The 16780-nt window shown below is 42.2% G+C and carries 14 protein-coding genes; 8 read left to right on the top strand and 6 right to left on the bottom strand.

Going from position 1 to position 16780, the window contains the following annotated elements; all coding sequences use genetic code 11:
* Positions 1 to 8: 8 nt before the first annotated feature.
* Positions 9 to 1622, top strand: a complete 1614-nt coding sequence (locus tag EO132_RS10300; RefSeq protein WP_127137763.1) for a M1 family metallopeptidase — start codon at positions 9 to 11, stop codon at positions 1620 to 1622.
* A 69-nt stretch (positions 1623 to 1691) separates the two neighbouring features.
* Here EO132_RS10300 and EO132_RS10295 read toward each other — a convergent pair whose 3' ends face one another.
* Both EO132_RS10295 and EO132_RS10290 read right to left on the bottom strand, forming a co-directional pair.
* Entirely contained in the window at positions 1692 to 5075 is a 3384-nt protein-coding gene (locus EO132_RS10295; protein WP_127137762.1) for a ThuA domain-containing protein, read from the bottom strand.
* A gap of 192 nt (positions 5076 to 5267) precedes the next feature.
* Positions 5268 to 6521 carry an MFS transporter gene (locus tag EO132_RS10290; RefSeq protein WP_417935870.1) on the bottom strand — a complete coding sequence of 418 codons (1254 nt, stop codon included), beginning with the start codon at positions 6519 to 6521 and terminating at the stop codon, positions 5268 to 5270.
* 229 nt (positions 6522 to 6750) lie between these two features.
* Here EO132_RS10290 and EO132_RS10285 point away from each other — a divergent pair, with 229 nt between their 5' ends.
* The 6 genes from EO132_RS10285 (at position 6751) to EO132_RS10260 (ending at position 12152) form a co-directional block, all read left to right on the top strand.
* On the top strand, positions 6751 to 8670 hold the full coding sequence (locus EO132_RS10285; RefSeq protein WP_127137760.1) for a S9 family peptidase: 1920 nt from the start codon (positions 6751 to 6753) through the stop codon (positions 8668 to 8670).
* Positions 8667 to 9359 carry a DUF2490 domain-containing protein gene (locus tag EO132_RS10280; protein WP_127137759.1) on the top strand — a complete coding sequence of 231 codons (693 nt, stop codon included), beginning with the start codon at positions 8667 to 8669 and terminating at the stop codon, positions 9357 to 9359. Before EO132_RS10285 ends, EO132_RS10280 begins: the two co-directional genes overlap by 4 nt.
* A gap of 74 nt (positions 9360 to 9433) precedes the next feature.
* Positions 9434 to 10021 carry a superoxide dismutase family protein gene (locus EO132_RS10275; RefSeq protein ID WP_127137758.1) on the top strand — a complete coding sequence of 196 codons (588 nt, stop codon included), beginning with the start codon at positions 9434 to 9436 and terminating at the stop codon, positions 10019 to 10021.
* A 102-nt stretch (positions 10022 to 10123) separates the two neighbouring features.
* Positions 10124 to 10750 (top strand): hypothetical protein, encoded by a 627-nt coding sequence (locus EO132_RS10270; protein WP_127137757.1) that lies wholly within the window; start codon positions 10124 to 10126, stop codon positions 10748 to 10750.
* A gap of 74 nt (positions 10751 to 10824) precedes the next feature.
* The gene (locus EO132_RS10265; protein ID WP_127137756.1) at positions 10825 to 11352 is read left to right on the top strand and encodes an RNA polymerase sigma factor; all 528 of its coding nucleotides are present in this window, start codon (positions 10825 to 10827) and stop codon (positions 11350 to 11352) included.
* Between the two features lie 2 nt (positions 11353 to 11354).
* Positions 11355 to 12152: an anti-sigma factor gene (locus tag EO132_RS10260; RefSeq protein WP_127137755.1), complete on the top strand. Its 798-nt coding sequence runs from the start codon at positions 11355 to 11357 to the stop codon at positions 12150 to 12152.
* 80 nt (positions 12153 to 12232) lie between these two features.
* Here EO132_RS10260 and EO132_RS10255 read toward each other — a convergent pair whose 3' ends face one another.
* Together EO132_RS10255 and EO132_RS10250 are read right to left on the bottom strand one after the other, a co-directional pair.
* Positions 12233 to 12880, bottom strand: a complete 648-nt coding sequence (locus tag EO132_RS10255; protein WP_127137754.1) for an OmpW/AlkL family protein — start codon at positions 12878 to 12880, stop codon at positions 12233 to 12235.
* Positions 12881 to 13014: 134 nt separating this feature from the next.
* A complete protein-coding gene (locus EO132_RS10250; RefSeq protein WP_127137753.1) occupies positions 13015 to 13995 on the bottom strand; it encodes a CorA family divalent cation transporter in 981 nt (326 codons plus the stop codon).
* Between the two features lie 70 nt (positions 13996 to 14065).
* Between EO132_RS10250 and EO132_RS10245 the strand changes: the two genes are divergently transcribed.
* Positions 14066 to 14602 (top strand): mechanosensitive ion channel family protein, encoded by a 537-nt coding sequence (locus tag EO132_RS10245; RefSeq protein ID WP_127137752.1) that lies wholly within the window; start codon positions 14066 to 14068, stop codon positions 14600 to 14602.
* Positions 14603 to 14692: 90 nt separating this feature from the next.
* Here EO132_RS10245 and EO132_RS10240 read toward each other — a convergent pair whose 3' ends face one another.
* Both EO132_RS10240 and EO132_RS10235 read right to left on the bottom strand, forming a co-directional pair.
* Positions 14693 to 15982 carry a tetratricopeptide repeat protein gene (locus tag EO132_RS10240; protein ID WP_127137751.1) on the bottom strand — a complete coding sequence of 430 codons (1290 nt, stop codon included), beginning with the start codon at positions 15980 to 15982 and terminating at the stop codon, positions 14693 to 14695.
* Between the two features lie 73 nt (positions 15983 to 16055).
* Positions 16056 to 16772 (bottom strand): DUF4331 family protein, encoded by a 717-nt coding sequence (locus tag EO132_RS10235; RefSeq protein WP_127137750.1) that lies wholly within the window; start codon positions 16770 to 16772, stop codon positions 16056 to 16058.
* Between the last annotated feature and the right edge of the window lie 8 nt (positions 16773 to 16780).

The raw sequence follows: 16780 nt of genomic DNA, 5'->3' as shown, positions 1-16780 counted from the left end.
ATTCATAAATGAAACAAAACTTCCTAACCATTGCCCTTTTACTTGGAGTATGGGCAATCAGTGCACAAGAATTCACAAGACAAGACACCCTAAGAGGCAGCATAACCCCTGAACGCGCTTGGTGGGACTTGAGTCACTACGATTTGAACGTAAAGGTTGAACCCTCCAAAAAATTCATCTCGGGATATAATGTAATCAGCTATAAGGTATTGAATGAAGCCAAAACACTTCAAGTTGACCTGCAGGAACCCATGAAGATTGAATCCGTAGAACAAGATGGCAAAAAGTTGAAATTCACTTCGGAGGGAAATGCACATTTCATCAAGCTGAAGAAAAAACAAGTGCCTGGAGAGCTCAATCAACTTAAAATAACCTACTCCGGGTATCCACGGGAAGCTGTTCGTGCGCCATGGGATGGTGGTTTTTCATGGAAGGAGGACCCTAACGGAAACCCCTTCGTGGCTACCTCTTGTCAAGGACTCGGAGCAAGTGTTTGGTGGCCCAACAAAGACCATATGTACGATGAGGTGGACAGTATGCGCATCAGTGCAACGGTTCCAAAAGACCTGATGGATGTCTCCAACGGACAATTGGAAAGTGTAGAGGACAAAGGGGATTTCAAAACCTACAATTGGGTCGTCAAAAATCCAATCAACAATTATGGCGTTAATGTTAATATTGGGAATTACGTTCATTTTGGAGAAACCTACCAAGGGGAAAATGGTCCACTTCAACTGGATTACTATGTGCTGCCTGAAAATTTGGAAAAGGCCAAAAAGCAATTTACACAAACCCCAATGATGATTAGGGCCTTTGAGCATTGGTTTGGTCCCTACCCTTTTTATGAAGATGGTTTTAAATTGGTGGAAGTGCCCTATTTGGGCATGGAGCACCAAAGTTCCGTAACCTACGGCAATAAGTTCGAGAATGGTTACTTGGGCCGTGACCTATCAGGTACCGGTTGGGGGCTACAGTTTGATTTTATTATCATCCATGAAGCGGGGCACGAGTGGTTTGCCAACAACATCACATACAAAGATATTGCTGATATGTGGGTGCACGAAGGATTTACAGCTTACTCGGAAAATCTGTACCTCGACTATCACTTTGGTAAAAAGGCATCTGCCGAATACGTAATCGGAACACGCTCCAATATTCAAAACGACCGCCCGATTATCGGACCTTATGGTGTGAACAAAAGTGGTTCAGGCGATATGTACTACAAAGGAGCCAATATACTTCACACCTTACGCCAATTGGTGGACGATGATGAAAAATGGCGTCAAATGCTGAGAGGGCTGAATAAAGAGTTTTATCATCAAACCGTTACCTCAGCTCAAATTGAAGCTTATTTGAGTGAAGAATCAGGCAAAGACCTATCTGCTTTCTTTGATCAATATTTACGTACGACCATGATTCCCTCCTTGGAATATAAACTTGATGGAGAAACCATCAGTTTTAGGTATGTGGACATTGTGGAAGGTTTTGATATGCCCATCAAAATAACAGTTAATGGTTCGGAAAAATGGTTGTTCCCCAATGCTTCATGGAAAACGGAAGATTTGGATGGAACTAAAGTCGGTTTTGATAAAAACTTCTACATCGAGACTAAAAAACTATAATCCCAATTAGTATAAAAGCAAAAAGGCTCTGCAAATGCAGAGCCTTTTCTATTTGATTTCAATCAATTCTTAATTAAACTGTACCTGTGTCAGTGCAAAAGGGCTCGCCCCTTCTCCTTCAGCCTTGTAGGTAAGGTATAGCTCAGGTTGTACTCCATCAGTTTTCTTGATGGGTATCATAATAGCTCCACCTTGACCACCAAGTCCAGCAGGATTGAGTTGTCCTGTTCCCAGGACTTCACCATCGGGAGCTCCGGCTCTCAACTCCATAGTATAACCTATACTTGGAGGTTCTTGCCATCCTACCATGACCATCAATCTACTTACACCAGTTAGGTCGGTATCTTCAATCTTCAACCACCCTTCTGCAGCGTTCAATAGCTGTAGTTGCATTCCACCAAAAGACATGGCTTGCATACCCTCGGTGGGAGTACCATCAGGGAAAGACATGCTATTGCTTGCCAATACCACTGTTTCGGAACCTGTCAAAGGCAATGCTTCTCCCTTACCTTCATCCGTATAACTGGCAGTCAACAAGAATACCTCTCCATTTTCTTTAGCCTCTGGCCTAACGGAACCTGACAAAGGAAGTGATGGTTCTTTATTATCACCACCTGCCAAAGACTGGATGTATTGGGTAATTTGTCTAGCCTCCATTTGGGTAACATTAGGGTGCGCTGGCATAACCACTTCTCCCCAAACACCAGATCCACCTGCAATGATTTTCGCCATCAAGTAGTTGGTAGAGCGTCGGTCTCCTTTGTATTTTTCAGAGACTTTCATGTAACTAGGCCCTATGGATGTTTCATTTTCCTTGTGACAGGACTTACAATCCAAGCTTTGGGTCAATGCTTTCCCCATGACAGCGCCAGACACTTGTTGGTGTCCCAAGTTCATGTTCACCTCATCCATACCAGAACGGTATTCCACGGATACATAAACATTGTCCTCATTTACCTCGCTGTCCTCATCGGTAACAGAAACGGTATAATTAATGGGTTGTCCGGGAATATAAAAGGATTTATTCGCTTGATCCATTTCAATACTTACAACGGGCCTCACATTGCCTGCAACAATGGTCTGGTCAATGCTTGATGCCTCTTCGCCAGCTGGGTCCTTAACAGTAACGTTCAACTTGTATGCTCCAGCTGCATCGTAGGTATGTGTCAAGGTAGGTTCAGTGGTCTCCTCAGTAGTACCATCACCCAAATCCCAAACATAACTCATGCTATCACCTTCCCTGTCATGGGCCTCTACTGTAGCTGTAACAGAAAGTGGCAAAGAACCCGAATTGTTGTCCACGATGAAGTTGTCGATTACGGGCGCACGGTTACCTCCGTTGTATTCAATATAACTCAAACCACTATCTGGATTTGCAGAGAACCAGCCACTACCGTATTCCAATAGGTACACGCGTCCATCAGGACTCATCTCCATGTCAATCAGGTTATGAAGTTCGATATCCGGAGCAAATGGCTCCATTTTGTTGAACGTACCATCTTCAAACAGATGCACGGCCATCATCCAGCCTCTCATCCAATCATAGATAATGACCTTACCGTCATAGTATGATGGCAATCCGCCGCCGTTTGGATACATATCAGACCAATAAGTAGGCCCTGCCATGGCATTCCTACTACCGGAACCGACTTGTGGAAAGTCTTGGATATCACCATAATGATAATATACATACGCTGGCTTTGCCGGTGGCAATTCCCTTAAACCTGTGTTGTTCTTGGAATCATTGATTGGTTTTTCTGGGTCAAAGAACCTTCCGGATTCACCTGTTTCGTAGTTGTATTTGTTGTAAGCAAAGTTGTCACCGATAAACATGGGCCAACCGTAGTTGCCAGGCTCACGGGCTTGGTTCATTTCATCATAACCCATTGGGCCACGTGTTTCCAAACTATCTACACGGGCATCGGGACCTACATCTCCCCAATAAAGGTATCCGCGTTTCATATCCACAGAAATACGGTAAGGGTTACGATGCCCCATGGTGTATATTTCTGGACGTGTTTTCTCAGTACCTACCGGGAATAAATTCCCCTCGGGAATATCGTAACTTCCATCTTCGTTTACTCGGATTCTTAGGATTTTCCCTCTAAGATCATTGGTGTTGGCAGAAGAACGTCTAGCATCAAAGTTTTCTTTACCTGATTGGTCGTTCAACGGTGCGTAACCATTGTTGACATATTTGGCCTCGCTATCGTTAAATGGGGTTGAATTATCCCCAGTTGACAAGTAAAGCAATCCATCAGGGCCAAATGCAATGGAACCTCCTGTATGACAGCAGATTTCTCGCTGACTTTCCAGCTCCAAAATTACCTGCTCGGAATCCATGTCAAAATTACCGTCCTTGTATTTAAAACGCGATAAACGGTTGATCCAATTATCTCCTGTTGGTGCATAGTAAAGGTAAATCCAATTGTTCTCAGCGAAGTTCGGGTCTTTTTGAAGTCCCATCAATCCTTGCTCAGCATTAACACCTGGGGTTTCGAGTGTTTTGTGATATACATCCAAAAAGGCCACTTGGTTGATTTCTTTGGTCTCATCGGAATACAACATGACCTCTCCCCTACGCTGTGCAATCAACACATCATTGTTCGGAAGTACGGTCATCTCTGTAGGCTCAAAAAATTGTCCCGTGGACAAAACCACCTTGCTGAAACGATCTGCTTCCGGTGGGATTTGGGAGCTAGCCTTGACAAAATCCAATTCCAGATTTTTGCCAATAGCATAATTGATTCCGCCCAAAACATGCTTTAAAAACAGTTCTTCGGAGTAACTTTCATCTGTATGCCCTGCAGCAGTGTAAAAAGCACGTCCACCATCAAAATCATGGTACCAGGCCATTGGGTGGTAATCTCCATTTTCGCCACCTTCGTAGGTAGACTCATCAACGGTCATTAAAACATTAATGCCATCATAAATGTTTTTGTAGTTGTACAATTCATCAGTACGGTGCCAGATGGAATCCGTGAAAAATTCGGTCGCTGGGTGGTTTTTATCCTTTATGATAAAGTCAGCTTCGGGCGTACCCGCTGGATGGCTTAAAAATTGCGCTCCGACCAGTTTGTTGTACCAGCCCCAATCGTACTCCGTGTCAGCTGCCGCGTGAATACCCACATAGCCTCCACCTGCTTGGATATAGCGTTCGAATGCTGCTTCTTCACGGGCATTGAGTACATTTCCGGTGGTGCTCAAAAACACCACGGCGGAATACTGTGCCAGATTTTCGTCGGTAAATAGTTCTCCATTGGTTGTAGTGTCAATGACAAAATCATTCTCTTGGCCTAATTTTTCAAGTGCCGCAATTCCTGATGGGATAGAAGCATGTTTAAACGCCATTGTTTTTGAAAAAACGAGAAGCTTTGGTGGCCCTTGACGCTTTTTCTCACACCCAACAAGAACAAAAAGTAGGCATATAGCCCCTAAAATGTAATTCTTCATGTGCATTAGTAATAGTTGTAAAATCTTAAAGTTTAGTTTTGATAATTAGCAAAAAGCCAATTGAGAGGCAATATAATTACTATTTTACTGAAATTGGACTTCTATTGTCTCAAATTGTATAAATAACCCTGTGAATAACATAATACGGCATACGAAACGCATTTGGGTCATTAATCTTCAAGCCCTTAAAACTTACTTACCATAATTTCGATGGTAAATAAATGCAGCTACTCCTCCAACCAAAGCAAAAAAACTCAACATCCAGAACACATTTTGATGTCCGATTTCTTCACCGGGATGTGCATCTAGGAGCATACCGTATGCAGGACCAGCAAATACATCTGGTGTGTAGCCTATCAAAGAAATGATTCCAACTGCAGTACCCGTTAAAACCAAAGGGATTTTGCCAACATGCATTACACCAAAATACAAGGCCCGTGTAGCATAAACACCCGCAGCGATGATAATTACAGAAATAAAAAATAACAATGTTGTTGTTGGAGCGATAACCCCACTGGCAAAGAATAGGCCTCCTATCAAGGTTAAAATGAAACTTACCACCAAAAGCCAGGTAATTCTTAAGCGATCGGCAATCAACCCGAATAAAATACCTGTAGTGGGCCGTAGGAATTGCAACAAAGTTCCCACTTTGGCCGAGTCCACCTGGTTATACAACATTACTTCCTCCGCGTATTGGGAGATGATGTCCGTAATTTTATAGCCTACGTACCCGCAAAGAATAATGACCATTAGCAACCAAACCGAAGGTAATTTCAACACTTGTTTGATATCCCTCCAGGAAATGCGCTCAAGGGTTACTTCTTGATTGGTTTCGTCTGTTTTCATAAAAAACCAGACCAACACCCCAATCAAAACAATGATTATGGAAGCAACATAGATCACATAGGTAAATGCTTCCTTGCGGTCATCGAGATTGGCTACATCCGGAGGCTCCGATAAAAAAAGGGAAAACACCACCACACCCAACAAACTGAACAGGGCGCCTGTCAATCCGCGACCACCATCAAGGAACCCAAAAGCCTTTCCCTGTGAATCGGCTCCACCCCAAATTCTAGTAGCCTTGATCATGGGAGCCCAAAACAGAAAAATAGTGGTAAAGCCCCACCAACCATAAACCATTTGAAGCATCCATAAATCAGGATATTGAGCAAACAAAAAGCCCCCCAGAGCAGTCATCCATAAGGCAATGGCAATAAGTTTTCGAGGTTGATATTTATCAGCCAAAGGCCCCCCTAGAACATAAGAGACCATGGCCACCAAGCCATAAACGGAAAAGCATAGCCCCAACTGTACATTGTCCAACTCCAAAACATCCAATACGGTGGGCCTAAAAACGCGCGGTAATACAAAAGGAAGGATAAAAATTGCCTCGCCCGAAAGAATCAACAATAACAAATAGAACCAACTTGGCTTAGCCTCCTTCAAAACTTGTGTTTGGTTAAAAATCATTAAAAAAAATGGAAAAACCCAGAAGCTTGATGAATAAAAAATCGGGTATCTTTGAGGACTCACATTTCAACCATATCCGGTTTATGCCCGGTTTAAGAAATAAGGCAACGGATTTTGGTATCTTTAGGCGACCGAAAAAGAATATACCCCCTCCAAAGTATGCTTTTCTTAGGTCAAAGCTGAATTCAAAACATAAAGCCAACTCATGAAAAAATTATTAGCCATCGCCCTGATCACCAGCATATGGGCCTGTAAAGAAGAGAAAAAAGAACCTTCCATCGCAGAAAGGATGAAGACCTATACCATTTCCCAAATGATGGACAATGAATCCATTGGAGGTGGAAGTTTTTCACCCGACAAATCCAAACTATTGGTTTCAAGTAACCGCTCGGGCATTTACAATATGTACACCATACCCACTTCGGGAGGCGAAATGATGCCCATAACACAATCGGACAGTTCTTCGGTGTTTGCTATTTCCTACTTTCCGAATGATGAGAGAATGCTGTTTCGCATGGACAACAATGGCGATGAAATCTATCACATTTTTGTAAGGGACACCGATGGAAGTCATGAGGATTTGACACCTGAAGAAGGAGCTCGTTCCCTGTTTCACCAATGGTCCGAAGACAAATCAGCCTTCTTTTATGGTTCCAACAAGCGCGATAGCCGATTTATGGACCTGTACAAAATGGATTTGGAATCCTTAGAATCCGAATTGGTTTACAAAAATGATGATGGATATGATGTAGGTGTCGTTTCTCCTGATGAAAGATATGTCGCATTGAGCAAATCCATCAACACCAATGACAGCGATTTGTTCTTGTATAATTTGGAGTCGGATGAATTAATGAAAATCAATAAAAGCCAAAGCGGAAATTCACCTCAGGATTTCGCCCCCGATGGTTCGGCACTGTACTTCACTACAGACGATGGCAGCGAGTTTTCTTATTTGATGAAATATACGATTGCCGATGAATCCTACGAAAAGGCCTTGGAGCGCGATTGGGATATTTCAGGAAGTTATTTTACACAAAATGGCACTTATCAAGTAACTTACATAAACGAGGATGCGAAAAACACCATCGAAGTGATGGAAGTGGCCACGAAAGAGAATATTGATTTGCCTACGGTAGAGAATATGGAGGTTACGAGTGTAAGTTTTTCCGATGACGAATCCATGATGCGTTTTTATGCCGGTGGATCGCACACGCCATCCAATCTATATGTTTATAATCTGAACACCAAGGAACAAAAAAAGTTGACGGATGTACTGAATCCTGAAATTCAAGGGCAAGACTTGGTCAAAGCAGAGGTTATCCGATATAAATCCTTCGATGGACTGGACATCCCTGCTATTTACTATACGCCACATCAAGCGAGTGAAGCCAATCCAGTACCTGCTTTGGTTTGGGTGCACGGAGGTCCCGGAGGACAATCTCGACAAAACTTTAGCTCCTTTATCCAATATTTGGTAAACCATGGCTACGCTGTGTTAGCAGTAAACAACCGAGGAAGTAGCGGATATGGTAAAACCTTTTACCAAATGGACGATTTAAACCATGGAGATAAAGATCTTAAAGATTGTGTCGAAGGAAAAAATTGGCTGGCCAAACAACCAGAAATCGATGGAGAGAAAATAGGAATTATCGGAGGGTCATATGGTGGATACATGACCATGGCCGCCCTAACCTACACACCAGAAGAATTTGATGTAGGTGTCAATCTCTACGGGGTTACCAATTGGATACGAACACTGAAGAGCATTCCACCATGGTGGGAATCCTTTAAAGATGCCCTTTATAAGGAACTGGGAGACCCACACAGTGCTGATTCCGTCCGATTAAAACAAATATCGCCACTTTTCCATACCGATAATGTCACCAAACCTTTAATCGTTCTTCAAGGTTCCCAAGACCCTAGGGTATTGCAGGCAGAATCTGATGAAATTGTGGCTGGGGTTCGGAAAAATGGCGTTCCTGTGGAATATGTGCTTTTTGAAGATGAAGGCCATGGATTTGTAAAAAAGGAGAATCAAATAACAGCTTACAGTAAAATTTTAGAATTTTTGGACGAGTACTTAAAAGAAGAAAAAAGTACCCCTATTAAAGAGGAAAATAAATGATAAAAAAGTTAGTTACCCTATTTATCCTATTTGGATTAGTAAACGCTAATGCCCAACAAGCTGGCGAAGACGAATTGGGAGCCTGGTATATGTATTTTGGCACCAATAAAGTTTCCGAACGTTTCAGTGTCCATACCGAAGGCCAGTTCAGGTTTTACGAAAGCGCCAGCAACTTCAACCAAATGCTGTTGAGAACAGGTCTCAATTATCATATCAACCCAGATGCCATAGCGACTGCCGGTTACGCATATATTGATACGGACAATACCTTTTTTGAGTTTGAAGACGAGATCAATTCCATGGAACACCGAATTTTTGAACAGTTTATTCTAAAGAATAAGGTTTGGGAATTCCTATTTGAGCACCGTTACCGCATGGAACAACGTTTCTTGGATTTTGGCGAAACCACTGACACACAGCACAGGGCCCGTTATCGTATCCAGATTACACTTCCGTTGACAGATACCTTCTTCCTTAACTTTTACGATGAATTGTTCATCAACCTTCAGGATGATTTATTTGGTCAAAACAGATTGTACGGTGCGGTAGGCGTCAATATTACTGAAAACAGCAGTATTCAATTAGGTTATTTGAGAAATCAATTTGCCAATGCCGTATACGACCGTTTGCAATTCGCGATTTTTTACAATCCAGACTTAAGAGGATTGTTTAAGAGCAAAAAAAACTAGGAATAGAGCACGATAAAGGTTGACTTGGTTATTAATATTGCCTAAATTAAGAGCTAATCTTTAAAACCATTTTAATGAAAAAAATACAGATATCAGCCCTAGCGCTATTATTTATAACAGCATTTAGCTGTAAAGAAGCAAAAAAAGAAGCTGAAGAAACAACCGAGGAAGTTGAAGAAACAGTAGAACAAGTGGCAGAACAAATGGATCCCGAAGTCATTACTTTCGAAATGGAACCTAAAAGCGATAGTAATGTAAGTGGCGAAGTGGTGTTTACCCAAGATGAAGGCGAAGTCATCATGAGAGCAACCTTTCTAGGACTCGATGAAGGAGAACATGCGATTCACTTACATGAAAAAGCTGACTGCTCCTCCCCTGACGGAAAATCCACTGGAGGACATTGGAACCCGACCCATGAACCACATGGAAAATGGGGTTCCGAAGAAGGGTACCACAAAGGGGATATTGGGAATTTCACAGCAGATGCTGATGGAAATGCCACGGTAGAATTTTCTACAGATGAATGGTGCATTGGTTGTGGTGACGAGAAAAAAGATGTTTTGGGAAAAGCTGTAATCGTCCATCAAGGAACGGATGATTACACCTCACAACCTTCAGGTGCTGCAGGAGCAAGAATTGCTTGTACAGGCATCATTCAATGATATTGAAAAACATCAAAATAAAAAGCTGCCCAATGGGCGGCTTTTTTTATTGGGATCCCTTTGGATAATGCCTAACTTAGACCTAAAATTAAAACATTCGAAATGAAAAAAATTCAAATTGCCGCATTGGGGCTATTGTTGGTAGCCGCCTTTAGCTGCAAGCAAACAAAAAAGGAGGAAGAAAAAACAGAAGAAACCGCTACCGCTACCTACAGTATAGTGGAAGACTCCACCGATGTTCGGTTTACTGCCTATAAAACCACCGAGAAAGTTCCGGTTGGTGGTACGTTTCAAGAAGTAGAATTAACCTACACTGCAGGGGAGACTCCATTGGAAACTTTGGATGGACTCGAATTTTCCATTCCAGTGAGCAGCCTTTTCACCAACGATGCGACCAATACAAGAGACCCAAAAATAATTGAGTTCTTCTTCGAAAAAATGGCGGAGACCCAATCCATAACAGGTACTTTTTCTTTTGACGCCGACAATAGCTGTACTGTACAGTTGAGTATGAACGGTGTATCCACAGAACTTCCCATGGAATATGAAATCACGGACGACAACCATGTGAATTTCTCTGGCACCATGGATTTGAAAAAATGGGACGCCTTGGAAGCTCTTGCCTCACTTAACGAAGCATGTAAAGTATTGCATACGGGAGCCGATGGAGTAAGCAAAACTTGGGAAGACGTTGCCATTACCGGATCTGTTTTATTGGAACAGGAATAAGAATTGCTTTTCAACAAAGATTTGTAAGAGAGCTGCCTTGAGCAGCTCTTTTTTTATATATTTAGGCAACTTCAATGGATCTGGACAACCTCATACAACAATTTCAGCAAAAGGATACGGTCGCTTTTGAGGCCTTGTACAACATGTATGCTGAGAATATCTGTGGGGTTATCAATGTCATTGTCAAGGATTCCGAACGGTCCCAGGAAATTTGTCAGGATGTTTTTGTCAAGATTTGGGAAAAGTCCGATCAGTACGATACTTCAAAAGGTCGTTTTTTTACTTGGATATTGAACATTGCCCGTAATGCCGCTATCGATGAAGTGCGCTCAAAAACCCATAAAAATCAAAAAAAGAACCTCCCTGTTGATTCTCTCGTAGGTATTTTTGAAAGCGGCGAAGATTTAAACAGCAAAATGGACACCATTGGCCTTCAATCCCTGTTGAAAGGACTCAAGGAAAAGTGTATTTTGCTTATTGATATGCTTTATTTTAAAGGATATACCCAAAAAGAAGCTGCCAAGGAGCTGGATACGCCCATTGGCACCATAAAAACAAGAATTAGAAGCTGTATTTCGAACATTAGAAAAAATATGGCATAAGCATGGATGTGAAAGAGTACATAGCGTCTGGAAAATTGGAACTCTACGTTGCTGGAGCGCTATCCCCTGAAGAAAATCTTGAGGTGCAGCACTATGCCATTCAGTATCCTGAAATAAGGAAAGAAATCGAGGCCATTGAAAAGGCCATCCTGGAACTCACAGAATCCGCTTCGCCCAAAATGCCACAAGACGGTTTTGCAAAAATTAAGGCGGAGATAGATGATGTTATCCCTTTTACTCCTGAAGGCTCGAAGACCAGGAGGACACCTTGGGGCAGTTATCTAGGTTGGGCAGCATCCATTTTACTGGCCGTAGGTCTGTTCTGGATGTATAATGAAAATGCAAAACTGAAATCCGAAATCGAGCTGACCAACCAAGAAAAGCAAAACTTGGAGGAAACACTATCCGAAACCCAAGAAGAGGTAACGGCCACGGAAGGTTTGTTGGAAGAAATCAGGGATAAAAATGTAACCGTAATTGCTCTTGGTGGACAAACCGTTTCCCCATCATCCTATGCGAAAGCCTATTGGAACAAAGAGGAACAAAAAGTCATCATAGATGCAAAAGGGCTGCCAGAACCACCAGATGGGTTCACCTATCAAGTTTGGTCGTTAAAATTAGACCCGCTCACACCGACCAGTATTGGTTTACTGGATGATTTTGTGTCGCAGGACACTAGGCTCTTCACTTTGGAAAATGCCAATGAATCGGAGGCGTTTGGAATTACTTTAGAGCCCGAAGGCGGTAGCGAGACCCCAACACTGGAACAATTGTATACGCTGGGGGCCGTAGGGGCATAAATTAGGGTGAAAAAAGAAGGTGGCCTGGATAAACCAAAACCACCTTCCATACTTAGATTACCTAAAAAAACAATCGAATATTAAAGTTTAAGACCTACTCCAAATCCAAAAATCCATGGATTAATGTCCACATCCGCATCTACAGTAGCACCCAAGGCGGTAGTAGCGTCAACTGTGGCGGTAGTATTCAAGAACAATTTTTTCACATCAAAGTTCAAGAACCATTTATCGTTCAACATGTAATCAAAACCACCCTGCAAGGCAAAGCCAACGGCAGTGTCGTATTCAATGTCATCCACAACAGGGCCTTCATCAACACCGTAGAACAAGGTAAGGTTTACCCCTGCCCCTAAATAAGGAACAAAATTGCCTCCCGTAAAGTGATATTGACCTGTTAGCGTTGGGGGCAACAACCATACACTTCCCAAATCAATTTCCCCGGCGGCGGTCTCCACGGCCTTGACATCATGCTTGGTGGTTCCCAGAATCAATTCCATAGACCAATTATCATCAAAAAAGTAGGTAATGTCGACCTCGGGAACAACGGATGTAGAAATATCCACATCTCCGCCAATAGCTTCAATATCGGCACTTTCGTCTGGAGAAACCACAATTCCCCTTAATCTAAATTGCCATTTGCTACCGTTGTCCGCTGGGGCATCTTGGGCAATTGCCAAGTTGGTCAATCCCATTACAGCCATTACTGCTACTAGTATTCTTTTTCTCATCGTGTGTTATTTTAAAATGATGAGACAAATCTACCGAGCACCCTTTTCCAAGAATATGATGTTTATCATTGGATTAAACCCAAGAAAATCACATCTGGAAAAAAACCACTTTTATATATCAGTAAATCAACTGTTTAGAACCATTTTTTTCGTTTGAAAATGATAATGGAAATGATGGTGACGATCAACATGACGCCCAACAATATAAAATAACCATAAGGCGACTTCAATTCCGGCATGTTTTCGAAGTTCATCCCGTATATGCCCGCTAAAAAAGTAAGTGGAATAAATACCACCGAGAAGATGGTAAGAGTCTTCATGACTTCATTCAATCGGTGCCCTTGGACACTAAAAAAGAGGTTGATTTGGCTTTCCAGTTCCATGATATCCGAGTCGATATCAGCAATCAAACCATTGATTTGTTCACGAAGTTCGCTAAAGTACTTCGTCTGGAATCCTTTGACCTCTACCCGTTCCAGTTTTATAATGATATCCCTAAGTCCGTGCGATGCTTTTTTAAAATCCTGGATCACGGCTTTTTTCTGCTCCACCTCGAACATGAATTCCGGTGTGGGTTCTCGTTTTACAATGGCATCCAAGGCATTTTCCATTAGTACGGTCTCTTCGTATTTATCCTTGTAATTGGTAATCAAGGTTTCCAAAATGAAAAAGAGCAGATAGTCCGCACGCTTTTTTCTGATGATGCCCTTATTTTCAAAAATACGTTGGCGAATCCAATCAAAATGATCGCCCCTCTTTTCTTGTATGCACCAGTTAAAATCCTTGGCCACCACAAAATACATCTGTTCCGATTCCATGCTGTGATGCTCCGTTTTTAAGATACGGGCCGCAATGAACAATTGATCCTCCAAAACAATTACTTTGTTGCCCATTTTTTGGTTCAAGAGCAAGCGTAACAAAAAGTCGTCAAGCCCATTGCCATCCACCATTTGCCTAAACTCCTCCATATACTCCAGACCATAGGTGTTTACCCAAGTGATGGACTTATCGCCTTTGGAGAGCTGTATATCATCCTGCAAAGAGAATTTTCGGTTGTAGTAATTGTCCGGTGAGTAATTTATCACCCATGAATTTTCTTCAAAATCTGTTTTCATGGTTTAAAATATGAAAGGGTTTATTCGTAGTTTAGAACTATAAGTTAAACCAAATTTACTAAGAACCATCATGATTGACCCCATGTCCTTTAAGTCCGAGATTTTGTTCACTATTGTGCTCTTAACCATCATTATAGCCCTCAATTCGCTGAGCAAAAGAGCAATTCGACGTTTTGGCAGGACCAGTTCCATTGACATGAACAGTAGAAAAATCATCTTTTACCTCAGTAATTTGATGTTTTACCTGTTGGCTTTTGTAGGCATATCTTTGATATGGGGGGTTAATTTCAAGGATTTTTCGGTGTTCATTTCATCCATATTGGCCATTTTGGGGGTTGGCTTTGTGGCCCAGTGGTCCATTTTATCCAATTTAACCGCCAGTGTCATTTTGTTTTTCAATCACCCGTTACGGTTGGGCGATAGGATTCGAGTAATGGATAAGGATTTTGATTGGACGGGGAAAGTGGAGGATATTAGTGGTTTTTATCTGTTTATGCGTACCGATGATGGTAAACGCATAACGATACCCACCAATTTGGTCATTCAGAAAGGAATCGAAATCCTCAAAGAAGAGAAAACCGATATGGAAACCCATGATGAAGAATAGAAACGCCATGGAAAAACCATGGCGTACCTAAAAACAACAACCAAGCTGAGACCATGGCGATCTCCAACCTAGTTTTTTAGAAGGGCAAACCTATAGACTGGTTATCTGGGCCTCCTTGATGGGTCCAAGTTCGTACGCAGCTTCTAACAATTCTTGTTTTAACGCACTTACTTTTTCTTTTTTCCCATTGGCTTTATAAACCTCTGCTGCTTGATGAAGAATCGCGGGCTCGTAGGTAGCGCCCATTACATGCTTTTCTATGACTTCCATGGCCTTTTGCTCCTGTCCCACCTGCAATAAACTATAGGCGAGCAAACCATAAGATTCAGGTGTAGGTCTGTTTTTGACCTCTTCCTGAGCTAGCTCAAATGCCTTCTGCTCCACTTCCAGCCCCAATAAAAAATCCACATTGTAAGCATTGTACATATCTCCATAGTCTTTATTATCCTCAATGATTTTGTAATAATCATCCAAGGACTGTACCCGGAGCAAATCATTCTTCATAAAGTCTGCTATTTCAGCTTTTAGCAAATAGTATTCGGGGGATTTGTTCTTTTTCATGATGGAATCCAGAATTCGAAGCGCTTCAGCACCATTTCTTTCATGGGAATATACAATCCAAGCGATACCTTTCTTGGCATAGGCATTCTGTGGGTCGATTTGCAATGCTTGAAGATATAGGTTGTAAGAGTCCTCTATCCGACCTGCATGACCGTAAAAGTCTGCAAGATTTGTATAGGACCAAAGCAACAAATTCCGGTTTTTTGATGATTCTGCCTTTGCCTGGGCTTTTTCCATAAATTTGATGGCGGTCTCCAGGTCTCCTTTGTAATCGTTCCATTTGGCCACACGAATCAGATAACCAAAGTCGGACATGTTCTGTATACTATCCAAGTATGTATTGGCCAAGTCATAATTGCCCAATTCCATGTGAAGGTCAAAAAGAAGGCTTTGGGATTCCCGAACACCACTGCCCAAGTCTCTTGCTTTTTGCGCCAAGGTAAGCGCCTCCTTGAACCTATGCTGTGAAATGTAATTTCGAGCCAATGCCCTGAGGTAGCCCGATTTCCCGACAGCTGCGATTTCGACTGCCTTTTTTAGGGACTGTTCAGCATCCTTTAAATATCGGATGTCACCTGTTCCTTTAAAAAAACGGCTATACTCACTGGCCACATTGCCCAAACTCAGCAACTGTGTGCTATCTGATTTGATTTTGTTGTCCCAAAGCTTATAATATTTTGAGGTGGTTTTTACGGGTTCTGCCGCCAAATAATGATTATAATCCTGCTTATCTGTCTTAAATTCGGTTTCTTCCTGCTGACACGATGCCAAAAGCAGTATGAACATTGGAAGAAATATATATTGTAGGGTTGTTTTCATCTTGTTGTTGTTTTAGAGTTAATAAAAAGGGGGAAGGAAAGTTTCCTTCCCCCATCCCTTTCATAGCAATTAATTACTCGGGTGCTCCCAAATAGGGAAATGAAGTCGAAATATCGGCCGTAAGCCCAACACCATCAGATGTCAGTCTTGGTAAATCGGCCATACCATCATCATCCAGGTCCTGACCACTAAACCTGTCGCCTTCCATTCCCCCGAAAAATAGAATTAGGGATACATCTATAATATCGTCATTGGGGTGTCTTCCAGTCAAAGCCACTTCATCACCGTCGGGAACCAAAATATTTCCATCATTATCATTATCCGTTCCAGGGTTAAAATATGTAGTCGGCAAATCTGGCGCTACTTCCAAAACATCTGCCGCCAAAACCGTGGTCAAGGTTGCTGCATCCAGCCCTAAGATGTTGTTTTCATAATCCACATCTGCAGGGTCCAATCCCAGTTTTAAGGCATAAACATCATGGTATTGCTCCAACCTGGCTTGGAATCCCATTTGGAAGGCCGCGCCCATCTCCGAAGGAATCGTAGTGTTGTGTGCGTCTTTCACACTGGCTTCTCCTTCCATGTCGTAGCTCAAAGTGGTATTGATTCCAGGACGTCCAATGTGATCCACTTGCGAAAAGGTTCCAGAAAAATCCACCTCCATCATATCATCGTCATCCATCATCATGTCGTCGTCCATGTAAGTACCGTTATCATCGTTGCTACAGCCAACGACTAGCCCAAAGCTCAGCACCAAGGCTGTTATATATATCGATTGTCTTAGTTTCATAATATTGC

Origin of the sequence: Flagellimonas oceanensis, from assembly GCF_003992595.1 — a bacterium.
Taxonomy (GTDB): Bacteria; Bacteroidota; Bacteroidia; order Flavobacteriales; family Flavobacteriaceae; genus Flagellimonas; species Flagellimonas oceanensis.
This window is presented reverse-complemented; position numbering and strand designations above follow the sequence as displayed.

Coding starts and splice junctions, on each gene's coding strand:
- EO132_RS10300 (WP_127137763.1), top strand. CDS start 9: ATGAAACAAAACTTCCTAACCATTGCCCTTTTACTTGGAGTATGGGCA.
- EO132_RS10295 (WP_127137762.1), bottom strand. CDS start 5,075: ATGAAGAATTACATTTTAGGGGCTATATGCCTACTTTTTGTTCTTGTT.
- EO132_RS10285 (WP_127137760.1), top strand. CDS start 6,751: ATGAAAAAATTATTAGCCATCGCCCTGATCACCAGCATATGGGCCTGT.
- EO132_RS10280 (WP_127137759.1), top strand. CDS start 8,667: ATGATAAAAAAGTTAGTTACCCTATTTATCCTATTTGGATTAGTAAAC.
- EO132_RS10275 (WP_127137758.1), top strand. CDS start 9,434: ATGAAAAAAATACAGATATCAGCCCTAGCGCTATTATTTATAACAGCA.
- EO132_RS10270 (WP_127137757.1), top strand. CDS start 10,124: ATGAAAAAAATTCAAATTGCCGCATTGGGGCTATTGTTGGTAGCCGCC.
- EO132_RS10265 (WP_127137756.1), top strand. CDS start 10,825: ATGGATCTGGACAACCTCATACAACAATTTCAGCAAAAGGATACGGTC.
- EO132_RS10260 (WP_127137755.1), top strand. CDS start 11,355: ATGGATGTGAAAGAGTACATAGCGTCTGGAAAATTGGAACTCTACGTT.
- EO132_RS10255 (WP_127137754.1), bottom strand. CDS start 12,880: ATGAGAAAAAGAATACTAGTAGCAGTAATGGCTGTAATGGGATTGACC.
- EO132_RS10250 (WP_127137753.1), bottom strand. CDS start 13,995: ATGAAAACAGATTTTGAAGAAAATTCATGGGTGATAAATTACTCACCG.
- EO132_RS10245 (WP_127137752.1), top strand. CDS start 14,066: ATGATTGACCCCATGTCCTTTAAGTCCGAGATTTTGTTCACTATTGTG.
- EO132_RS10240 (WP_127137751.1), bottom strand. CDS start 15,982: ATGAAAACAACCCTACAATATATATTTCTTCCAATGTTCATACTGCTT.
- EO132_RS10235 (WP_127137750.1), bottom strand. CDS start 16,772: ATGAAACTAAGACAATCGATATATATAACAGCCTTGGTGCTGAGCTTT.